The following is an 18,507-nucleotide window of genomic DNA, read 5'->3' on the forward strand; positions in this document are numbered from 1 at the left end:
CTCGGCTGTGTTATAATTTGCGACCTTTGAATCCGGGATACAGTAGAGGGATAGCGGTTAGATGAGCGACCTTGCGAGAGAAATTACACCGGTTAACATCGAGGAAGAGCTGAAGAGCTCCTATCTGGACTATGCGATGTCGGTCATTGTTGGCCGTGCGCTGCCGGACGTCCGCGATGGCCTGAAGCCGGTACACCGTCGCGTACTATACGCCATGAACGTATTGGGCAATGACTGGAATAAAGCCTATAAAAAATCTGCCCGCGTCGTCGGTGACGTCATCGGTAAATATCACCCGCATGGTGATACCGCCGTTTATGACACCATCGTTCGTATGGCGCAGCCATTCTCCTTGCGCTACATGCTGGTAGATGGTCAGGGTAACTTTGGTTCAGTCGACGGCGACTCCGCTGCGGCGATGCGTTATACGGAAATCCGTATGTCGAAAATCGCTCATGAGCTGATGGCCGACCTGGAAAAAGAGACCGTTGATTTCGTCGATAACTACGACGGCACCGAGCGCATCCCAGATGTGATGCCAACCAAGATCCCGAACCTGTTGGTTAACGGTTCTTCCGGTATCGCGGTCGGTATGGCAACCAACATTCCGCCGCACAACATCACGGAAGTGATCAACGGCTGCCTGGCCTATATCGACGATGAAGACATCAGCATTGAAGGGCTGATGACACACATTCCGGGCCCGGACTTCCCGACGGCGGCGATCATCAATGGTCGTCGCGGTATTGAAGAAGCGTACCGTACCGGCCGCGGCAAGATTTACATCCGTGCCCGCGCCGAAGTGGAAGCGGACGCCAAAACCGGCCGTGAAACCATTATTGTTCACGAGATCCCGTATCAGGTGAACAAAGCGCGTCTGATTGAAAAAATCGCCGAGCTGGTAAAAGAAAAACGTGTTGAAGGCATCAGCGCGCTGCGTGACGAGTCTGACAAAGACGGTATGCGCATCGTGATTGAGATCAAACGCGACGCGGTGGGTGAGGTTGTGCTGAACAACCTGTACTCCCAGACTCAGCTTCAGGTCTCCTTCGGTATCAACATGGTTGCGCTGCACCATGGTCAGCCGAAGATCATGAACCTGAAAGAGATCCTGAGCGCGTTCGTTCGTCACCGTCGTGAAGTGGTGACCCGTCGTACCATCTTCGAACTGCGCAAAGCGCGCGATCGTGCGCACATCCTTGAAGCGCTGGCGGTTGCGCTGGCCAACATCGACCCGATTATCGAACTGATCCGTCGTGCGCCAACCCCGGCAGAAGCGAAAACTGCGCTGATTTCCCGTCCGTGGGATCTGGGCAACGTCGCTGCGATGCTGGAACGTGCGGGCGATGACGCAGCGCGTCCTGAGTGGCTGGAACCTGAATTCGGCGTACGTGACGGTCAGTACTACCTGACTGAACAGCAGGCCCAGGCGATTCTGGATCTGCGTCTGCAGAAACTGACCGGCCTTGAGCATGAAAAACTGCTCGACGAATACAAAGAGCTGCTGGAACAGATTGCTGAACTGCTGCACATTCTGGGCAGCGCAGAGCGCCTGATGGAAGTGATCCGCGAAGAGCTGGAGCTGGTCCGCGATCAGTTCGGCGACGAGCGCCGCACCGAAATCACCGCCAACAGCGCGGACATCAACATCGAAGACCTGATCAACCAGGAAGACGTTGTTGTGACCCTGTCTCACCAGGGCTACGTGAAGTATCAGCCGTTAACGGACTACGAAGCACAGCGTCGTGGCGGTAAAGGGAAATCTGCAGCACGTATTAAAGAAGAAGACTTTATTGACCGCCTGCTGGTGGCGAACACCCACGACACGATCCTCTGCTTCTCCAGCCGCGGTCGTCTGTACTGGATGAAAGTCTATCAGCTGCCGGAAGCAAGCCGCGGCGCGCGTGGTCGTCCAATCGTTAACCTGCTGCCGCTGGAAGCGAACGAACGTATCACCGCTATTCTGCCGGTACGCGAGTACGAAGAGGGCGTGAACGTCTTTATGGCGACCGCCAGCGGTACCGTGAAGAAAACCGCGCTGACCGAATTCAGCCGTCCGCGTTCTGCCGGTATTATCGCCGTGAACCTGAACGAAGGCGACGAGCTGATTGGCGTGGATCTGACCTCGGGATCTGATGAAGTCATGCTGTTCTCTGCGGCCGGTAAAGTGGTGCGCTTCAAAGAAGACGCCGTCCGTGCAATGGGCCGTACCGCGACGGGCGTGCGTGGTATCAAGCTGGCTGGCGAAGACAGCGTTGTTTCTCTGATTATTCCGCGCGGTGAAGGGGCTATCCTGACCGTGACGCAGAATGGTTACGGTAAACGTACGGCGGAAGGGGAATACCCAACCAAGTCTCGCGGCACCCAGGGCGTTATCTCCATCAAGGTGACCGAGCGCAACGGTTCCGTTGTCGGCGCGGTGCAGGTGGACGATGCGGATCAGATCATGATGATCACCGATGCGGGTACGCTGGTGCGTACCCGCGTGTCTGAGATCAGCGTGGTGGGTCGTAACACCCAGGGCGTGATCCTCATCCGTACAGCGGAAGATGAAAACGTGGTGGGTCTGCAGCGCGTTGCCGAGCCGGTGGATGACGAAGAGCTCGACTCCATCGACGGCAGCGTTGCGGAAGGCGATGATGATATCGCGCCGGAAGCCGACACCGACGATGACGTAGCGGATGACGCTGACGAGTAATGTCTCCTGATGCAAAAAAGGGCCGGATTCCGGCCCTTTTCTTTTGCATTAGCAGATAAGTCAACGTTGCGACCTGGCGCGTTTACCGCTACCTTAACCACATTCTTTTGACCCCGACGGCGGAGCCTCGCCCCCTTGAAATACCTCGTCTCCTTTCGTACTACGCTGAAAGTCTCTCGCTATCTGTTTCGGGCGCTGGCGCTCCTGCTTTGGCTGCTGGTGGCCCTGTTCTCGGTGTTTTACATCGTTAACGCCCTGCACCAGAAAGAAGCGGAGATCCGCCAGGAGTTTAACTTAAGCTCCGACCAGGCTCAGCGCTACATTCAGCGAACGTCTGACGTCATGAAGGAGCTGAAGTATATTGCCGAAAATCGTCTGACGGCGGAAAACGGCATCCTTGCGCTTCGCGGGCGTGATGACAAAACCGAGGTCCCGGACTTCCAGCCGCTGTTCCCGGATTCCGATTGCTCCACCATGAGCAATACCTGGCGCGGGTCGCTGGAATCCCTTGCCTGGTTTATGCGCTACTGGCGCGACAATTTCTCCGCCGCCTATGACCTGAACCGCGTCTTCCTGATTGGCAGCGAGAATCTTTGCATGGCTGACTTTGGCCTGCGCGATGTGCCCGTTGAGCGTGATGATGCGCTGAAAAGCCTGCATGAACGTATTGTGAAATACCGCAATGCGCCGCAGGACGAGCGCGGGAATAACATCTTCTGGGTGAGCCAGGGTCCGCGCCCGGGCGTGGGCTATTTTTACGCCCTGACGCCGGTCTATCTGGGCAATCGCCTGCAGGCGCTGATGGGGATTGAGCAGACCATTCGCATAGAGAACTTCTTCACCCCGGGGAGCCTGCCAATGGGGGTGACCATTCTGGATGAAAATGGTCATCAACTGATCTCGCTTGCCGGGCCCGATAACCGTCTAAACGTCGAACCACACTGGATGCAGGAGCGGTCGTGGTTTGGCTATACCTCGGGTTTCCGCGAGCTGGTCCTGAAGAAGAGCCTGCCGCCTTCGTCGCTGAGTATCGTCTATTCGCTGCCGGTGGATATGGTGCTTGAGCGGATACGCATTCTTATCATGAATGCGATTCTGCTGAACCTGCTGGCGGGGGGCGCGCTGTTCACGCTGGCGCGCATGTATGAGCGGAAAATCTTTATTCCCGCAGAAAGCGACGCCCAGCGGCTCGAGGAACACGAGCAGTTTAACCGCAAGATTGTCGCCTCGGCGCCGGTGGGGATCTGTATTCTGCGTACCCAGGACGGAACCAATATCCTGAGTAATGAACTGGCGCATAACTACCTGAACATGCTGACGCATGAAGACCGGCAGAGGCTGACGCAAATTATCTGCGGCCAGCAGGTTAACTTCGTCGACGTGTTGACCAGTACGCACACCAATCTGCAGATCAGCTTCGTGCACTCCCGCTATCGCAATGAAAACGTGGCGATTTGCGTGCTGGTAGATGTTTCCGCGCGCGTGAAAATGGAAGAATCGTTACAGGAGATGGCGCAGGCCGCAGAGCAGGCAAGTCAGTCGAAATCCATGTTCCTTGCGACCGTAAGCCACGAGCTGCGTACGCCGCTGTACGGGATTATCGGTAACCTCGATCTGCTGCAGACGAAGGAATTGCCGAAAGGAGTCGACAGACTGGTGACGGCGATGAACAACTCCTCCAGCCTGCTGCTGAAAATCATTAGCGATATTCTCGACTTCTCTAAAATTGAGTCTGAGCAGCTGAAAATTGAGCCGCGGGAATTCTCACCGCGCGAGGTGATGAACCACATCAGCGCCAACTATCTGCCGCTGGTCGTGCGTAAACAGCTGGGGCTCTACTGCTTTATCGAACCGGACGTGCCGCTGACGCTGCACGGCGATCCGATGCGCCTGCAGCAGGTCATCTCTAACCTGCTCAGCAACGCCATCAAATTCACCGATACCGGCTGTATTGTGTTGCACGTCTGCCGGGCAGGAGATTACCTGAGCATTCGCGTGCGCGACACGGGGGTCGGCATCCCGGCGAAGGAGGTGGTTCGTCTGTTCGACCCGTTCTTCCAGGTCGGTACCGGCGTGCAGCGTAACTTCCAGGGAACCGGACTGGGGCTGGCGATTTGTGAGAAGCTCGTCAGCATGATGGACGGCGATATCTCCGTGGATACCGAGCCCGGCATGGGCAGCCAGTTCACCATTCGCATTCCGCTTTATTCGGCGCAATATCCGGCTAAAGCGACGGTAGACGGGCTGAGCGACAAGCGCTGCTGGCTGGCGGTGCATAACGCCTCGCTGAATGACTATCTGACGGCGCTGCTTACCCACAGCGGCGTGAGGGTGTGCCGTTATGAAGGTCAAACGCCGGACGTGGACGATGTGCTGATCGCCGACGAGATGCTGGAGCTGCCGTGGCAGGGGAGAGGGTCAGTGCTCTTCTGCCGTCGCCACATCGGTATCCCGGTTGAGCGTGCGCCAGGAGAATGGGTACACAGTGTCGCAACCCCGCACGAGCTGTTGAGCCTGCTGGCGCGTATCTACAAAGTGGAACTGGAAGAGAGCGAGGGCGCGGGCGGATTGCCGTCACCGGAGTCTCTGGCGTCGGTGAATGACGATATGATGATTCTGGTGGTGGATGACCATCCAATTAACCGTCGCCTGCTGGCTGACCAGCTTGGATCGCTGGGCTATCAGTGCAAAACCGCCAATGACGGCGTGGATGCGCTGAACGTGCTGAGTAAGAATCATATTGATATCGTGCTGAGTGACGTCAACATGCCTAACATGGACGGCTACCGTCTGACGCAGCGCATCCGGCAGCTTGGCCTGACGTTGCCGGTGGTGGGCGTAACGGCGAACGCGCTGGCGGAAGAGAAGCAGCGTTGTCTGGAGTCAGGCATGGACAGCTGTCTGTCGAAACCGGTGACGCTGGACGTGCTGAAGCAGACCTTGTCGATTTACGCGGAGCGCGTGAGAAAAACCAGAATATAAAAAAGGCCCGCAAGGGCCTTTTATGTTTTTCACCCTCTCCCGGTGGGAGTGGGAGTGGGATGGGGTGAGGGCATCAGGCCGCACACCCGTCGGGATCAATCCTTGTCCGTTGCGCTCAGCGTGACGGAGGAGAGATAGTTCAGCAGTGCAATATCGTTGTCCACGCCCAGCTTCATCATCGCTGATTTCTTCTGGCTGCTGATGGTTTTAATACTGCGGTTCAGCTTCTTGGCAATCTCGGTCACCAGGAAACCTTCTGCGAACAGGCGCAGAACTTCACTCTCTTTCGGAGACAGACGTTTGTCACCGTATCCACCCGCGCTGATTTTTTCCAGCAGACGAGAAACGCTTTCAGGCGTGAACTTCTTGCCTTTCTGCAGCGCTGCGAGCGCTTTTGGCAGATCGGTCGGAGCGCCCTGTTTCAGCACAATCCCTTCGATGTCCAGATCCAGGACCGCGCTCAGGATCGCCGGGTTGTTGTTCATGGTCAGAACAATGATCGAGATATCCGGGAAGTGGCGTTTAATATATTTGATGAGCGTGATCCCATCACCGTATTTGTCTCCAGGCATGGAGAGGTCGGTAATGAGCACGTGCGCATCAAGCTTTGGGAGGTTATTGATCAGTGCTGTAGAGTCTTCAAATTCACCGACTACATTCACCCACTCGATCTGTTCAAGTGATTTGCGAATACCGAACAGTACAATCGGATGGTCATCGGCAATAATTACGTTCATATTGTTCATGTATAAGGCTACCTTGCTACAGCAAGCTTTTGACGTAGGCGTCAATGTCGCTGATGTATTTTTCAATGCCAGAGGCATCTTTCTCACGAATTAGATGTTCCAGCGTTTCACATAACTGCTTGCCGGGAACCAGATTAAGCATGGCAAACACCCCTTTAAGCCGGTGTGCTGTCTGTGCCAGCGCTGCAAAATCATTCGCAGCGGACTCAGTATACAACCGCTTAACATCATCTGGTACTGTATCAACAAAGAGTGAATAGTATCCGCTGGCGTGAAGCTCGGCATTTTCATTACCGCCAAGCGGGGATTCCGCTAGCTCTTCCTGCGCCAGCTGCTCTTCTATTAGTTGTAGTACAGCTTCCTGCATCGCATTGCTTATATTAAAGTTGACGCGCAGCTGGCCAGGGCCGATTTTCCGCACGCCTGACTCATCATCGCTTAAAAGCAAGCCGGAGGCAGTAAGATTAGACGGATTATCAGTTAAAAACAGATCAAATTCTTGACTTGCAAGTCTTTCATCCGGCGTGATGCAGGCCGCACCCCAGTTTTCTAGCTGGCGAACGACAATATTGCGGATCTCGTTCGACGTAACGTCGACCATCACCACGACATCATCGAGCAGACGTTCTTCATCTTCTTCCTGCGGATTGGCGGCCATTTTGACGTGCAGAGAATAGCGGGTGCCGAGGGATTCACGGGCCTTGATATTGAGATGGCCGCCGAGCTTACGCGCCAGCTGATCGCATAGCCAGAAGGTAAGGGCATTTGCCTTGCCGTAGCGATCGCTTTGTGTGTCATTCAGGAAGGGGAAGTGCAGATTATCAATTTCACTCGTGGTGACGCCTTCCCCGGTGTCCAGGATGCGGAACGTCAGGCGGTCTTCTGCCGACTCTTCCGTACTGACTTCAAGGGTGATCTTGCCAATCTGCGTGGTGGTCACCGCGTACTGAATAATCATCAACAGTATGCGGCGCAGCGCTTCACGATCGCCGTGGCGTTCGTCATTTGCCGGGAGATTGTTATTGATCAGCAGCTGCAGACCTTTGCGCTTAATCACGGGCAGGACTTCCGGAACCACTTCATCAATCAGAGCCTGAATAGAGAAGAGGCTTGGCGTTCCCTTCCAGAAATCATTCTCCAGCATGTTCGCCAGCTGGATCTCATCAACCATTCTGACCAGCGAGTCGGCCTGACAAGCAAGCTGGTGGCTTTCTGACGTATTTAACGCCGCCGCCTGGGTCGCCAGCGTTTTTAACGGCTGCTTGAAGGCATCGCCAATGTTCTGCATAAATGCGGCGCGCCCCTGCTGGTTTTTCTCATACAGCCTTTGCGCCTGCTTGAGCTTTTTATTCACCAGCACTTCGCGATCCTGATCGCGGATGATGAAGATTTGCGTGCGTGGAGCCACCTGGCTGCGGAACTGGCGGATCTCGTACAGTTCATTGTTGATGGTGGCCTGAATCACCCCCTGGTGCTGATCCGCCATGGTGGTGATATTCTGCAGGTTAAGATGCGGCAGCAGATGGTCGGCAATTTTGTTGCTCATCACCGTACGATTCGCTTCCTGGTCGTGAACTAAGACCCCAAGCGGCAGCACGGAAACAATCTCTTCATTCAGCGCGCGTAATACGCGCAGCTCATTGCTGGTGCCGGCAGGAACCGCAGAGGCGTCGCTTTGACGCCCCGACTGGAAACGGAAGGTGCTGTACCCAAACAGGGCCAGCGCCAGCAGACCGATATTCAGCAGCAGAGGCAGCAGGATATTTTGCAGGGTATCCAGCAGCAGCGTGCCAAACGGCACCTGCCACACCAGACGCATACCGGTCGAGTTCAGGGATGAGGCAATTTCGATTTTCGAGCCGTTAAAGGAGATCGATACGCTCTCTGCGGCCTCTTTGTCAGATGCCGCACGCATGTTCTGAGTGCTGCTGTCGGGCTCCAGACGGAAACTATCGAGCGGCATGTCCGGTGGGATTAAATCATTTATCGGTAAATCGAAGGCGACCACCGTCGCCAGATGTCCTGGCTGGTTGAACGTGGTGCGCAGAGTAAAATAATGACCGTTTTGCCATGCCAGACGGCGCAGAGAAGAGAAGCTCTCACGTTCATCAAGCGCATTCGCCTGTTGCAGCATCTCTGCCCGGCGGGAATCGACGATGCTGCCCACGGTGGTCTCTTTAAAACCGGAAGAGAGATCTTTTAACGGCAGCGTAGAGATCAGGATCATGCTGTTGTCCTGACCGTTCAGATAATACATCGACCATGGCACCGTTTCGGCACCCCAGAGGGTATCCAGATAGGTCGAAATACGCTGCGTCATCTCAAGCGTCGCGCTGTCGTGAGAGCCAAAAATAAGCGCCTCGGTTTTACGCTGCGGTTTTTCGAGGTAATAGACATCCTGCTTAAGCCGCGTCTCCTGAAGTCCATCTCCGGACGAGGAGGCAGGCGCGGCCGCGATATTGTCGTAAATCTGCCATGTGGCGTAGCGCCAGGTATCTATGCGCTTATGGACGGCGTGGGTGATATCGACGACCTGATAGCTCTTATCCTTCAGCCATGCATTAACCGCGCTTTGTACCATCACCCCCATGGTCACTAACAGCACAACGATCAAAAGAAGAAAGAAACGGGTGATGCTCCCGGGAAGGAGGGAGAATTTGCTCGGGGCGGTGGTTTCAGTCTGACTCATTGATATCTTTAACCCGTTGTGGTCGTGCTCTGTGGCGATAGGGCAGTATAAAGGGTAATAACTGAATTTCCAGCGCCACAGTCCGGGAAGAGGCGACTTTTTCACTGGACAATATCGGCGGTGGATGGAGCAATAAACGTGTACAAACTCGACGTGCGCGTACAAATAATAAGTGCGCTAAGCCAGCAAATAGCACGAATTAACAAGAAATTAAGCGCTATATCATTTGCGTGCCAGAGAAGGATAGCCGGTGAGAAATTAGTTAATAGTCGTTACAATTTCGGATCGGTAGCACAAAAAATGAGAAGTTACGTAAAGAAAGGTAAAAAAAAACCGAATGCGAAGCATTCGGCTCAATTAGGGATAAACAGACATTCAAAATTGAATGACGGTAATAAATAAAGTTAATGATGATAGCGAGAGTTATTTTAGAGATTAGGTGCGATCTTGTTTTGTCATTCAGTGCTGTAACGGATTTTATTGTAACCTATTGATTTATATGTGGTCTATTTTACGTTTGATTATAAGTGCTAATTTTCTAAGCTATTTGTGCTTTGTAAAAGTTCCTTGATATTTACATTTTGAAACATGTTGATAGATAAATGAAACATCTTCAAAGTTTTCGTATCATATTCGCATTGGATTATTCTGTAATTTTGCGGAGAATGAAATTGCCGACTGGTTAATGAGGGTTAACCAGTAAGCAGTGGCAATTATAAGGCATATAACAGAGGGTTAATAAAATGAAAGTTAAAGTACTGTCCCTCCTGGTACCAGCACTCCTGGTGGCAGGCGCAGCAAATGCGGCCGAAATTTATAACAAAGATGGCAACAAATTAGATCTGTACGGTAAAGTTGATGGTCTGCACTATTTCTCTGACGACAAGGGTGCCGACGGCGACCAGACCTACATGCGTCTCGGCTTCAAGGGCGAAACTCAGGTTAACGATCAGCTGACCGGCTACGGCCAGTGGGAATACCAGATCCAGGGCAACACCTCCGAAAGCGAAAATGATGCATGGACGCGTGTGGCGTTTGCGGGTCTGAAATTCGGTGACGCGGGTTCTTTCGATTACGGTCGTAACTACGGCGTAATCTACGACGTAACCTCCTGGACTGACGTTCTGCCAGAATTTGGTGGCGATACCTACGGCGCAGACAACTTCCTGCAGTCCCGTGCTAACGGCGTTGCGACCTACCGTAACCAGGACTTCTTTGGTCTGGTGGATGGTCTGAACTTTGCTCTGCAGTATCAGGGTAAAAACGGCAGCGTAAGCGGTGAAAACGTGGGTGGACGCAGCCTGCTGAAACAGAACGGCGACGGCTACGGTGCTTCCGTGACCTATAACCTGGGCGAAGGCTTCAGCGTAGGTGGCGCAATGTCCTCCTCCAAACGTACCGCCGATCAGAACGGTGCAAGCGTTTACGGTCATGGCGATAACGCAGAAGTCTATTCTGGCGGCCTGAAATACGATGCCAACAACATCTATCTGGCAGCGCAGTACTCCCAGACCTACAACGCAACCCGTTTCGGTACCTCTAATGGCGACAGCCCGACTACCGCTTACGGTTTTGCTAACAAAGCGCAGAACTTCGAAGTGGTTGCTCAGTACCAGTTCGACTTCGGTCTGCGTCCATCCGTGGCCTACCTGCAGTCTAAAGGCAAAGACATCGAAGGTTACGGCGATCAGGATCTGCTGAAATATGTTGACGTTGGTGCGACTTACTACTTCAACAAAAACATGTCCACCTATGTGGATTACAAAATCAACCTGGTTGATGAAAATGAATTCACCCGTCAGGCGGGTATCGGTACTGACGATATCGTAGCGCTGGGCCTGGTTTACCAGTTCTAATCGTTTTATCGTGTGACGTAAGGGGCCTGATGGCCCCTTTTTTGTGCTTCCCCGATGCTCACTACTCACCCGTTTTGGTGTACTCTTGCCGCCCTGGCATGAGGATAATAATGAATGGACATGACTTTTTTACGCGCCAGCTTTCTGGCTATGCTTTTTTTCCTGACCGCGTGTGACGATCCCGCGCCCGTGGCGAAAACCGACGCACCCGCCGCGACGGTGCTCGAAGGCAAAACGATGGGAACCTTCTGGCGCGTCAGCGTGATGAACCTCGATAAAACTCGCACGGATGAGCTTCGTGGCAAAATTCAGGCGCAGCTGGACGCCGACGATCAGCTGCTCTCAACCTATAAAAATGACTCGGCGCTGATGCGCTTTAATCTCTCCACCAGTACCTCTCTGTGGCCGGTGAGCGAGGCGATGGCCGATATCGTGACTGAATCCATACGCGTGGGTTACAAAACTAACGGGGCGATGGATGTGACCGTCGGCCCTCTGGTGAACCTCTGGGGATTTGGCCCAAATAAACAGCCGGTGAAGACGCCTGAACAGGCGGCCATTGATGACGCCCGCGCCCGAACGGGGCTGCAGCATCTGACGGTGATCAACCAGTACGGGCAGCAGTACCTGCAAAAAGATATTCCCGATCTGTTTGTCGATCTGTCAACGGTCGGGGAAGGCTATGCGGCGGATCATCTTGCTGCACTGATGGCGCAGGAAGGCATTTCCCGTTATCTGGTCTCGGTTGGCGGCGCGTTGGTCAGCCGGGGCATGAACGCCAGCGATAAGCCGTGGCGCGTAGCGATTCAAAAACCAACCGATCGGCAAAATGCCGTGCAGGCGATAGTGGATATCAACGGACATGGCATCAGTACATCCGGAAGCTATCGTAACTATTACGAGCTTGACGGGAAGCGTATTTCACATGTTATCGATCCGCAGACCGGGCGCCCCATCACGCATAATCTGGTCTCAGTGACGGTCATTGCCCCCACCGCGCTGGAAGCGGATGCCTGGGATACCGGGTTAATGGTTCTCGGCCCGGAAAAAGCTAAAGAGGTGGTCCGTCAGGAAGGGCTGGCGGTTTATATGATTGTTAAAGAGGGCGACGGGTTTAAAACCTGGAGCTCGCCGCAGTTCAATAGTTTCCTGGTCAGCGACAAAAATTAAAAAGCAAGGTTGCGGGTTTTTTATCGGTGGCGCTCAGGCACGCTCTATGTATGCTTATACGAGGAGCCGATCATGAAAAACCCAACCTTAATTACCGATGAGGATCGCTGGCAGGCCGTACTGGCCCGCGATCCGCTCGCTGACGATCAGTTTGTCTTCGCCGTGCAGACAACGGGTATTTTCTGCCGTCCGTCATGTCGCGCCCGCCACGCGCTGCGTAAAAATGTCCGTTTTTATCCTGATGCCCGGCATGCCGCTCAGGCAGGGTTTCGCCCGTGCAAGCGCTGCATGCCGGACAAACGCGATCCGCAGGCGCAGAAGCTGGCAAAAGTGGAACATGCCTGCCGGCTTCTGGAGCAGGATCCTGCGTTAACCCTGGAGAAGCTGGCGGAGCAGGTCGCCATGAGTCCTTTCCATTTTCACCGTCTGTTTAAAGCCGTGACCGGCATGACGCCAAAAGCCTGGCAGCAGGCTGCGCGGGGTCAGCGTCTGCGCACCGCGCTTGCGCAGGGAGACAAAATTACCGACGCCGTGCTGGCGGCGGGATTTCCCGACAGCAGCAGCTATTATCGTAAAGCCAACGATGCGCTGGGCATGACGGCGAAGCAGTACCGCAAAGGGGATGCGGCAGTGCGTTATGCCATCAGCGACTGCTCGTTAGGACGCTGTCTGGTTGCGGAAAGCGAGCGGGGGATCTGCGCGATCCTGCTGGGTGACAGTGATGAAGAATTAGCCGAAGAGCTTGCCGCGCATTTTCCAAAAGCAGCGCATGCGCCGCTGGAAGAGGATTTCGCACAGCGGGTCAAGCAGGTGATTGCCAGTATCGATCACCGCGATGTACCGCTTGCGCTGCCGCTGGATATTCGTGGAACCGCTTTCCAGCAGCGCGTCTGGCAGGCACTTCGCAACATTCCCTGCGGCGAAACGGCAAGTTACCAGCAGGTGGCGCAGGCGATTGGCCAGCCCAGGGCGGTACGCGCCGTTGCCGGAGCCTGTGCGGCAAACACGCTGGCAATTGTGATCCCCTGTCATCGCGTGGTTCGCAACGACGGCGTGCTGTCGGGCTACCGCTGGGGAACGGCGCGAAAAGCGCTATTACTGAAACGTGAGGCGAAACGCCGGGAGGGATAATGCTCGATCTTTTTGCGGATGCTGAACCCTGGCAGGAGCCGCTTGCGCCGGGGGCGGTTATCCTGCGTCGCTTTGCTCTCTCCCGTGCGGAGGCGTTGCTTGCCGGAATTGAAGAGGTCACAGCGGTTTCACCGTTTCGCCATATGGTGACGCCGGGCGGCTACACCATGTCGGTGGCCATGGCCAACTGCGGCGAACTGGGCTGGGCGACGAACGAGCGGGGCTATCTGTATGCCCCGAACGATCCTGCGACCGGCCAGCCCTGGCCTCCGATGCCTGCGGTTTTTCAGGCGCTTTGCCATGAGGCCGCCGTGGCAGCCGAGTATCCTGACTTTCGGCCGGATGCCTGCCTGATTAACCGCTATGCCGTTGGCGCAAAGCTCTCGCTGCATCAGGATAAGGATGAACCCGATCTGCGCGCGCCTATCGTCTCGGTATCGTTAGGTCTGCCCGCCGTCTTCCAGTTTGGGGGATTACGCCGCAACGATCCGCTCAAACGCATCATGCTGGAACATGGCGATGTGGTGGTGTGGGGCAGGGAATCGCGGCTTTATTATCACGGCATTCAGCCGTTGAAACCCGGCGTCCACCCCCTCACGGGTGAGTACCGCTTTAATCTGACCTTCCGTCAGGCGGGGATGAATAAACTAAAATAAGAATTATTCTTGATGTCCGCGCAGGGCAGTTTACACTGCTGGCTGATTTTTATTGTCCGGATTGCCTGCATGCAACTACTTCTCCTCGTCTGGCGTCAGTATCGCTGGCCCTTCATCGCCGTTATGGCGTTAAGCCTTGCCAGCGCCGCGCTGGGTATTGGCCTGATCGCATTTATTAACGTGCGGTTGATAGAAATGGTCGACACCTCGCTCTCCGTATTGCCGGAGTTTCTTGGCCTTTTGCTGCTGTTGATGGCGGTTACGCTCGGCTCACAGCTGGCGCTGACCGCGCTTGGCCACCATTTCGTTTTTCGTTTGCGCAGTGAGTTTATCAAGCGGATCCTGGACACCCAAATAGAGCGCGTTGAGCAGCTCGGCAGCGCCTCCCTGCTGGCGGGGCTGACCAGCGACGTGCGCGCCATTACCATCGCGTTCGTTCGTCTGCCGGAGCTGGTGCAGGGGATCATTCTGACCTTTGGCTCGGCGGCCTATCTCGCCTGGCTCTCCACCAAAATGCTGGCGGTGACTGCACTGTGGATCGCCATCACCATCTGGGGCGGTTTTATGCTGGTGTCGCGCGTCTATAAACATATGGCGGTGCTGCGCGAAACCGAAGATAAGCTCTATAACGATTACCAGACGGTACTGGAAGGGCGTAAAGAACTCACCCTGAACCGCGAGCGCGCCGAGTATATCTTTAACAATCTCTATATTCCGGACGCGCGCGAATACCGGCACCACATCATTCGCGCCGATACCTTCCACCTGAGCGCTGTGAACTGGTCAAACATTATGATGCTGGGTGCCATTGGCCTGGTATTCTGGATGGCGAACAGCCTGGGCTGGGCGGACACCAACGTAGCGGCAACATACTCACTGACGCTGCTGTTTTTGCGCACGCCGCTGCTCTCGGCGGTCGGCGCGTTGCCCACCTTGCTGAGTGCGCAGGTGGCCTTTAATAAGCTCAAAAAATTCGATCTCGCGCCGTTCCAGGCAGAATTTCCGCGCCCGCAGGCCTTCCCGAACTGGCAGACGCTCGAGCTACGTAACGTCACGTTCCGCTATCAGGACAGCGCCTTCTCCGTAGGGCCGATCAACCTGACGATCCGCCGCGGCGAGCTGTTGTTCCTGATTGGCGGCAACGGCAGTGGTAAATCGACGCTGGCTATGCTGCTCACCGGGCTTTATCAGCCGCAGTCGGGCGAGATTTTACTGGATGGCAGGGCGCTGAGCGCGGAGAAACCCGAAGATTACCGCAAGCTTTTCTCGGCGGTATTCACCGACGTCTGGCTGTTCGATCGGCTGCTGGGGCCGGATGGGCAGCAGGCTAATCCGGCGCTGGTGGAAAAATGGCTGGCGCAGCTGCAGATGTCGCACAAGCTGGAGTTACAGGACGGGAAGATCCTCAACCTGAAGCTTTCCAAAGGGCAGAAAAAGCGCGTGGCGCTGCTGCTGGCGCTGGCGGAAGAGCGTGACATCATCCTGCTCGACGAGTGGGCAGCGGATCAGGACCCGCATTTCCGCCGCGAATTTTATCAGGTGCTGCTGCCGCTGATGCAGGAGATGGGCAAAACCATTTTCGCCATCAGCCACGACGATCACTACTTCATGCATGCTGACCGCCTGCTGGAGATGCGCGACGGCAGGCTGAGCGAGCTGACCGGTGAAGAGCGCGATGCGGCATCGCGTGACGCGGTGGCGCGTACGGCCTGATGCCCTCACCCAAACCCTCTCCCACAGGGAGAGGGGAGAGATCGTGGCCGTAATGCCGCTTTTTTCTCCATCCCGGCCCGTTGTTTATTCTTATTTACATATCCCCGCGCTATGCTTAACCCCAACTCATTTAATGGATTTATGATTGATGTCGGTATTAAAGAAAAACAGCGCCAGACAGCGTGACCAGGAGCGCGCGCGACTCATCTGGCTCCTCACGACCGATAAAGCGGTCACTTCTACGCTATTAGGCAAACTCACCCTGGCTGAGCAATATGATGTCGGCACTCTGGCCGACGATATTGCTGAGGTAGGTGCGCTGGTTGCTCACTTACCCCCGCCGGATCTGGCGGACACCCTTGAAGCGCTTCCCTCGGAAGAACGTCACGCCCTCTGGCGTCTGGTACAGGATCACGAGCGCGGACAGGTGCTGCTTGAGGCCTCCGAAAACGTCTGGGACGACCTGATCGACGAGATGAGCGACCGGGATATTCTCGACGCTCTGCAAACGCTGGATATCGACGAGCAGATTTACCTCGTTCAGCACCTGCCGCGAAACCTGACCGGTCGCCTGCTGGCGTCACTGCCTGCGGAGGAACGGGCGCGCGTGCGTCAGGTGATGCACTATGAGAAAAACAGCGTCGGCGCGATCATGGAGTTCGGCGTTATCACGGTGCGACCGGACGTGACGCTCGGTACCGTACAGCGCTATCTGCGTCGCCTGGGCAAAATGCCGGATAACACCGATAAGCTGTTTGTCACCTCCCGGGACAAAACCCTGCTCGGCGAGCTGGAGCTCAAAACCATCCTGCTCAACAGCACCCAGCGGAAGGTGAGCGAGGTGATGGAAAACGAGCCGATGGTCTTCTCCCCGGAAGACGATGCGGAGAAAGCGGCGCGAACCTTCGAACGTGACGACCTCGTGAGTGCTGCCGTCGTGGATTCCGTCGGCAAACTGATGGGGCGTCTGACCATCGACGAGATCGTTGACGTGGTCTACGAAGAAACCGATAACGATCTGCGTGCGCTCGGAGGGATCAGCGCAGAAGATGACGTCCATGCCTCCGTCGGCAAGGCGGTGAAAACGCGCTGGGCGTGGCTGGCCATTAACTTGTGTACCGCGTTTATCGCCTCCCGCGTGATTGACGGCTTTGAACACACTATTTCGCAGCTGGTGGCGCTGGCCTCGCTGATGCCGATTGTGGCCGGGATTGGCGGCAACACCGGAAACCAGACCATTACCATGATTGTCCGCGCGCTGGCGCTGGAAAATATTCAGCCCGGCAACTTCGCCTTTCTGATCTTCAGAGAGATGGGTGTGGCGTTGATCAACGGCCTGGTATGGGGCGGCATTATGGGCGGCATCACCTGGTGGCTGTATGACGATATGGCGTTAGGCGGAGTGATGATGCTGGCGATGGTGCTGAATTTGCTGGTGGCATCGATGATGGGCGTCATTATCCCGTTGACCATGACCAAACTGGGGCGCGACCCCGCGGTGGGGTCGAGCGTGATGATCACCGCCATCACCGATACCGGCGGTTTCTTTATTTTTCTTGGACTGGCGACGATTTTTCTTCTTTAAGCCGACGCTTAATGCGGGCGGGGAGGAGTGCCATGACGATAATCCCGCCCAGCACGCCAATTGCCAGATTGCCGGTTGATACCGTGGCGGCAACGGTGACCAGCATGACGACCGTTTCCGCTATCGGGGCCGTTTTCAGCGTGGTGGGCTGAAGGCTGTGCCAGCTGAAGGTTTTGACGGCGACGATCGCCATAATGCCCGCCAGCACCGCCATCGGGATGTTGGCCATCACCTCGCTGAGCGCCGTCACCAGGATCAGCAGCACGATGCCCGCAGAGAAGGTTGAAATGCGGCTTCGGCCTTTCCCCATCTCCACGTTAACGATGGTTTGTCCTATCATCGCGCAGCCTGCAATACCACCGTAAAATCCGGCCAGAATATTGCCGACGCCTAATCCAATGCTTTCGCGGCGTTTACTTGACGGTGTCGCGGTCAGTTCATCCACCAGCTTTGCCGTGAGCAGGGACTCCAGCAGGCCGACAAAGGCGATGCTCAACGCGCACGGCCAGATAATGCTCAGCGTCTGTAAATTGAGGGGGACCAGAAGTTCACTAAGTCCCGGCAAACTGCCGCTCATTGAGCCTTCATCGCCCACGGTCGGCAGGCTTTGCCCGGTTGAAACGGTAAACAAGGTTAACAGCACAATCGCCATCAGCGGGGAAGGGATGCTTTTGATATATCGCGGCACCCAGAGCACGATCAGCAGCGTCAGCACGAACAGGCCCACAATCAGCGGGCTTCGGCTCCAGAAATGCGGCACCTGAGCTAAGAAGATCAAAATGCCCAGGGCGTTAACAAACCCGGTCATGACCGACTGGGGAATAAAGCGCATCAGCCTTGCCATGCCCAGCACGCCAAACAGAATCTGAATCACGCCAGCCATGAGCACGGCGGGAAGAATGTACTGCGCGCCGTGCTCATGCACCATCGGGCCAATGACCAGCGCCACGGAACCGGCCGCTGCCGTGACCATCGCCGGACGACCGCCCAGCACGGACAGGGCAAGACACAGCACCACGGAGGCGATCAGGCTGACCTTCGGGTCAACGCCCGCCACCACCGAAAATGAGATGACTTCGGGGATCAGAGCCAGGGCGGTAATCACGCCTGCCAGCGTTTCGCGCGTCAGCTGCTTAGGGGAACGCAGTATGTTAGCTACGCGGTTTTCGGGGGATACAGCAGAATGGGGTAAGGACATAACAGTTCGCTGGTTAGGGCAGGCTTCCGTGCGCGCGATCACAAAACGCAACATACTAGCCAGTAAAACCGCGCTTTACCAGA

The 18,507-nt window shown here is 55.5% G+C and carries 11 protein-coding genes; 8 read left to right on the forward strand and 3 right to left on the reverse strand.

Going from position 1 to position 18,507, the window contains the following annotated elements; translation table 11 throughout:
- Positions 1–61 precede the first annotated feature (61 nt).
- Entirely contained in the window at positions 62–2,698 is a 2,637-nt protein-coding gene (gyrA, locus tag F0319_RS05815) for a DNA topoisomerase (ATP-hydrolyzing) subunit A (protein ID WP_111965289.1), read from the forward strand.
- Positions 2,699–2,833: 135 nt separating this feature from the next.
- A complete protein-coding gene (rcsC, locus tag F0319_RS05820) occupies positions 2,834–5,680 on the forward strand; it encodes a two-component system sensor histidine kinase RcsC (RefSeq protein ID WP_149366455.1) in 2,847 nt (948 codons plus the stop codon).
- A 95-nt stretch (positions 5,681–5,775) separates the two neighbouring features.
- On the opposite strand, the gene rcsB is transcribed toward rcsC, so the two are convergent.
- Positions 5,776–6,426, reverse strand: coding sequence for a response regulator transcription factor RcsB (gene rcsB, locus F0319_RS05825; RefSeq protein ID WP_003859405.1), 651 nt, complete (start codon positions 6,424–6,426; stop codon positions 5,776–5,778).
- Between the two features lie 16 nt (positions 6,427–6,442).
- Complete coding sequence (rcsD, locus tag F0319_RS05830) at positions 6,443–9,115, reverse strand: phosphotransferase RcsD (protein WP_149366456.1); 2,673 nt, start codon at positions 9,113–9,115, stop codon at positions 6,443–6,445.
- 743 nt (positions 9,116–9,858) lie between these two features.
- Between rcsD and F0319_RS05835 the strand changes: the two genes are divergently transcribed.
- The 6 genes from F0319_RS05835 to mgtE all read left to right on the forward strand — a co-directional run bounded on the left by F0319_RS05835 (position 9,859) and on the right by mgtE (position 17,226).
- Positions 9,859–10,971, forward strand: coding sequence for a porin OmpC (locus tag F0319_RS05835; RefSeq protein WP_033146057.1), 1,113 nt, complete (start codon positions 9,859–9,861; stop codon positions 10,969–10,971).
- Positions 10,972–11,085: 114 nt separating this feature from the next.
- Positions 11,086–12,141, forward strand: coding sequence for an FAD:protein FMN transferase ApbE (gene apbE / locus F0319_RS05840; protein ID WP_133294839.1), 1,056 nt, complete (start codon positions 11,086–11,088; stop codon positions 12,139–12,141).
- Between the two features lie 72 nt (positions 12,142–12,213).
- On the forward strand, positions 12,214–13,272 hold the full coding sequence (gene ada / locus F0319_RS05845) for a bifunctional DNA-binding transcriptional regulator/O6-methylguanine-DNA methyltransferase Ada (RefSeq protein WP_149366457.1): 1,059 nt from the start codon (positions 12,214–12,216) through the stop codon (positions 13,270–13,272).
- On the forward strand, positions 13,272–13,928 hold the full coding sequence (gene alkB, locus F0319_RS05850; RefSeq protein WP_111965294.1) for a DNA oxidative demethylase AlkB: 657 nt from the start codon (positions 13,272–13,274) through the stop codon (positions 13,926–13,928). The genes ada and alkB overlap by 1 nt, the downstream gene beginning before the upstream one ends.
- Positions 13,929–13,997: 69 nt before the next feature.
- Positions 13,998–15,641, forward strand: a complete 1,644-nt coding sequence (locus tag F0319_RS05855; RefSeq protein ID WP_149366458.1) for a multidrug ABC transporter permease/ATP-binding protein — start codon at positions 13,998–14,000, stop codon at positions 15,639–15,641.
- A 148-nt stretch (positions 15,642–15,789) separates the two neighbouring features.
- Positions 15,790–17,226, forward strand: coding sequence for a magnesium transporter (gene mgtE / locus F0319_RS05860; protein WP_069303099.1), 1,437 nt, complete (start codon positions 15,790–15,792; stop codon positions 17,224–17,226).
- Here the strand turns inward: mgtE and F0319_RS05865 are convergent.
- Positions 17,189–18,478, reverse strand: a complete 1,290-nt coding sequence (locus F0319_RS05865; RefSeq protein ID WP_149366459.1) for a SulP family inorganic anion transporter — start codon at positions 18,476–18,478, stop codon at positions 17,189–17,191. The genes mgtE and F0319_RS05865 overlap by 38 nt on opposite strands.
- Positions 18,479–18,507 lie beyond the last annotated feature (29 nt).

Source organism: Enterobacter vonholyi (genome assembly GCF_008364555.1).
Classification (GTDB): Bacteria; Pseudomonadota; Gammaproteobacteria; order Enterobacterales; family Enterobacteriaceae; genus Enterobacter; species Enterobacter vonholyi.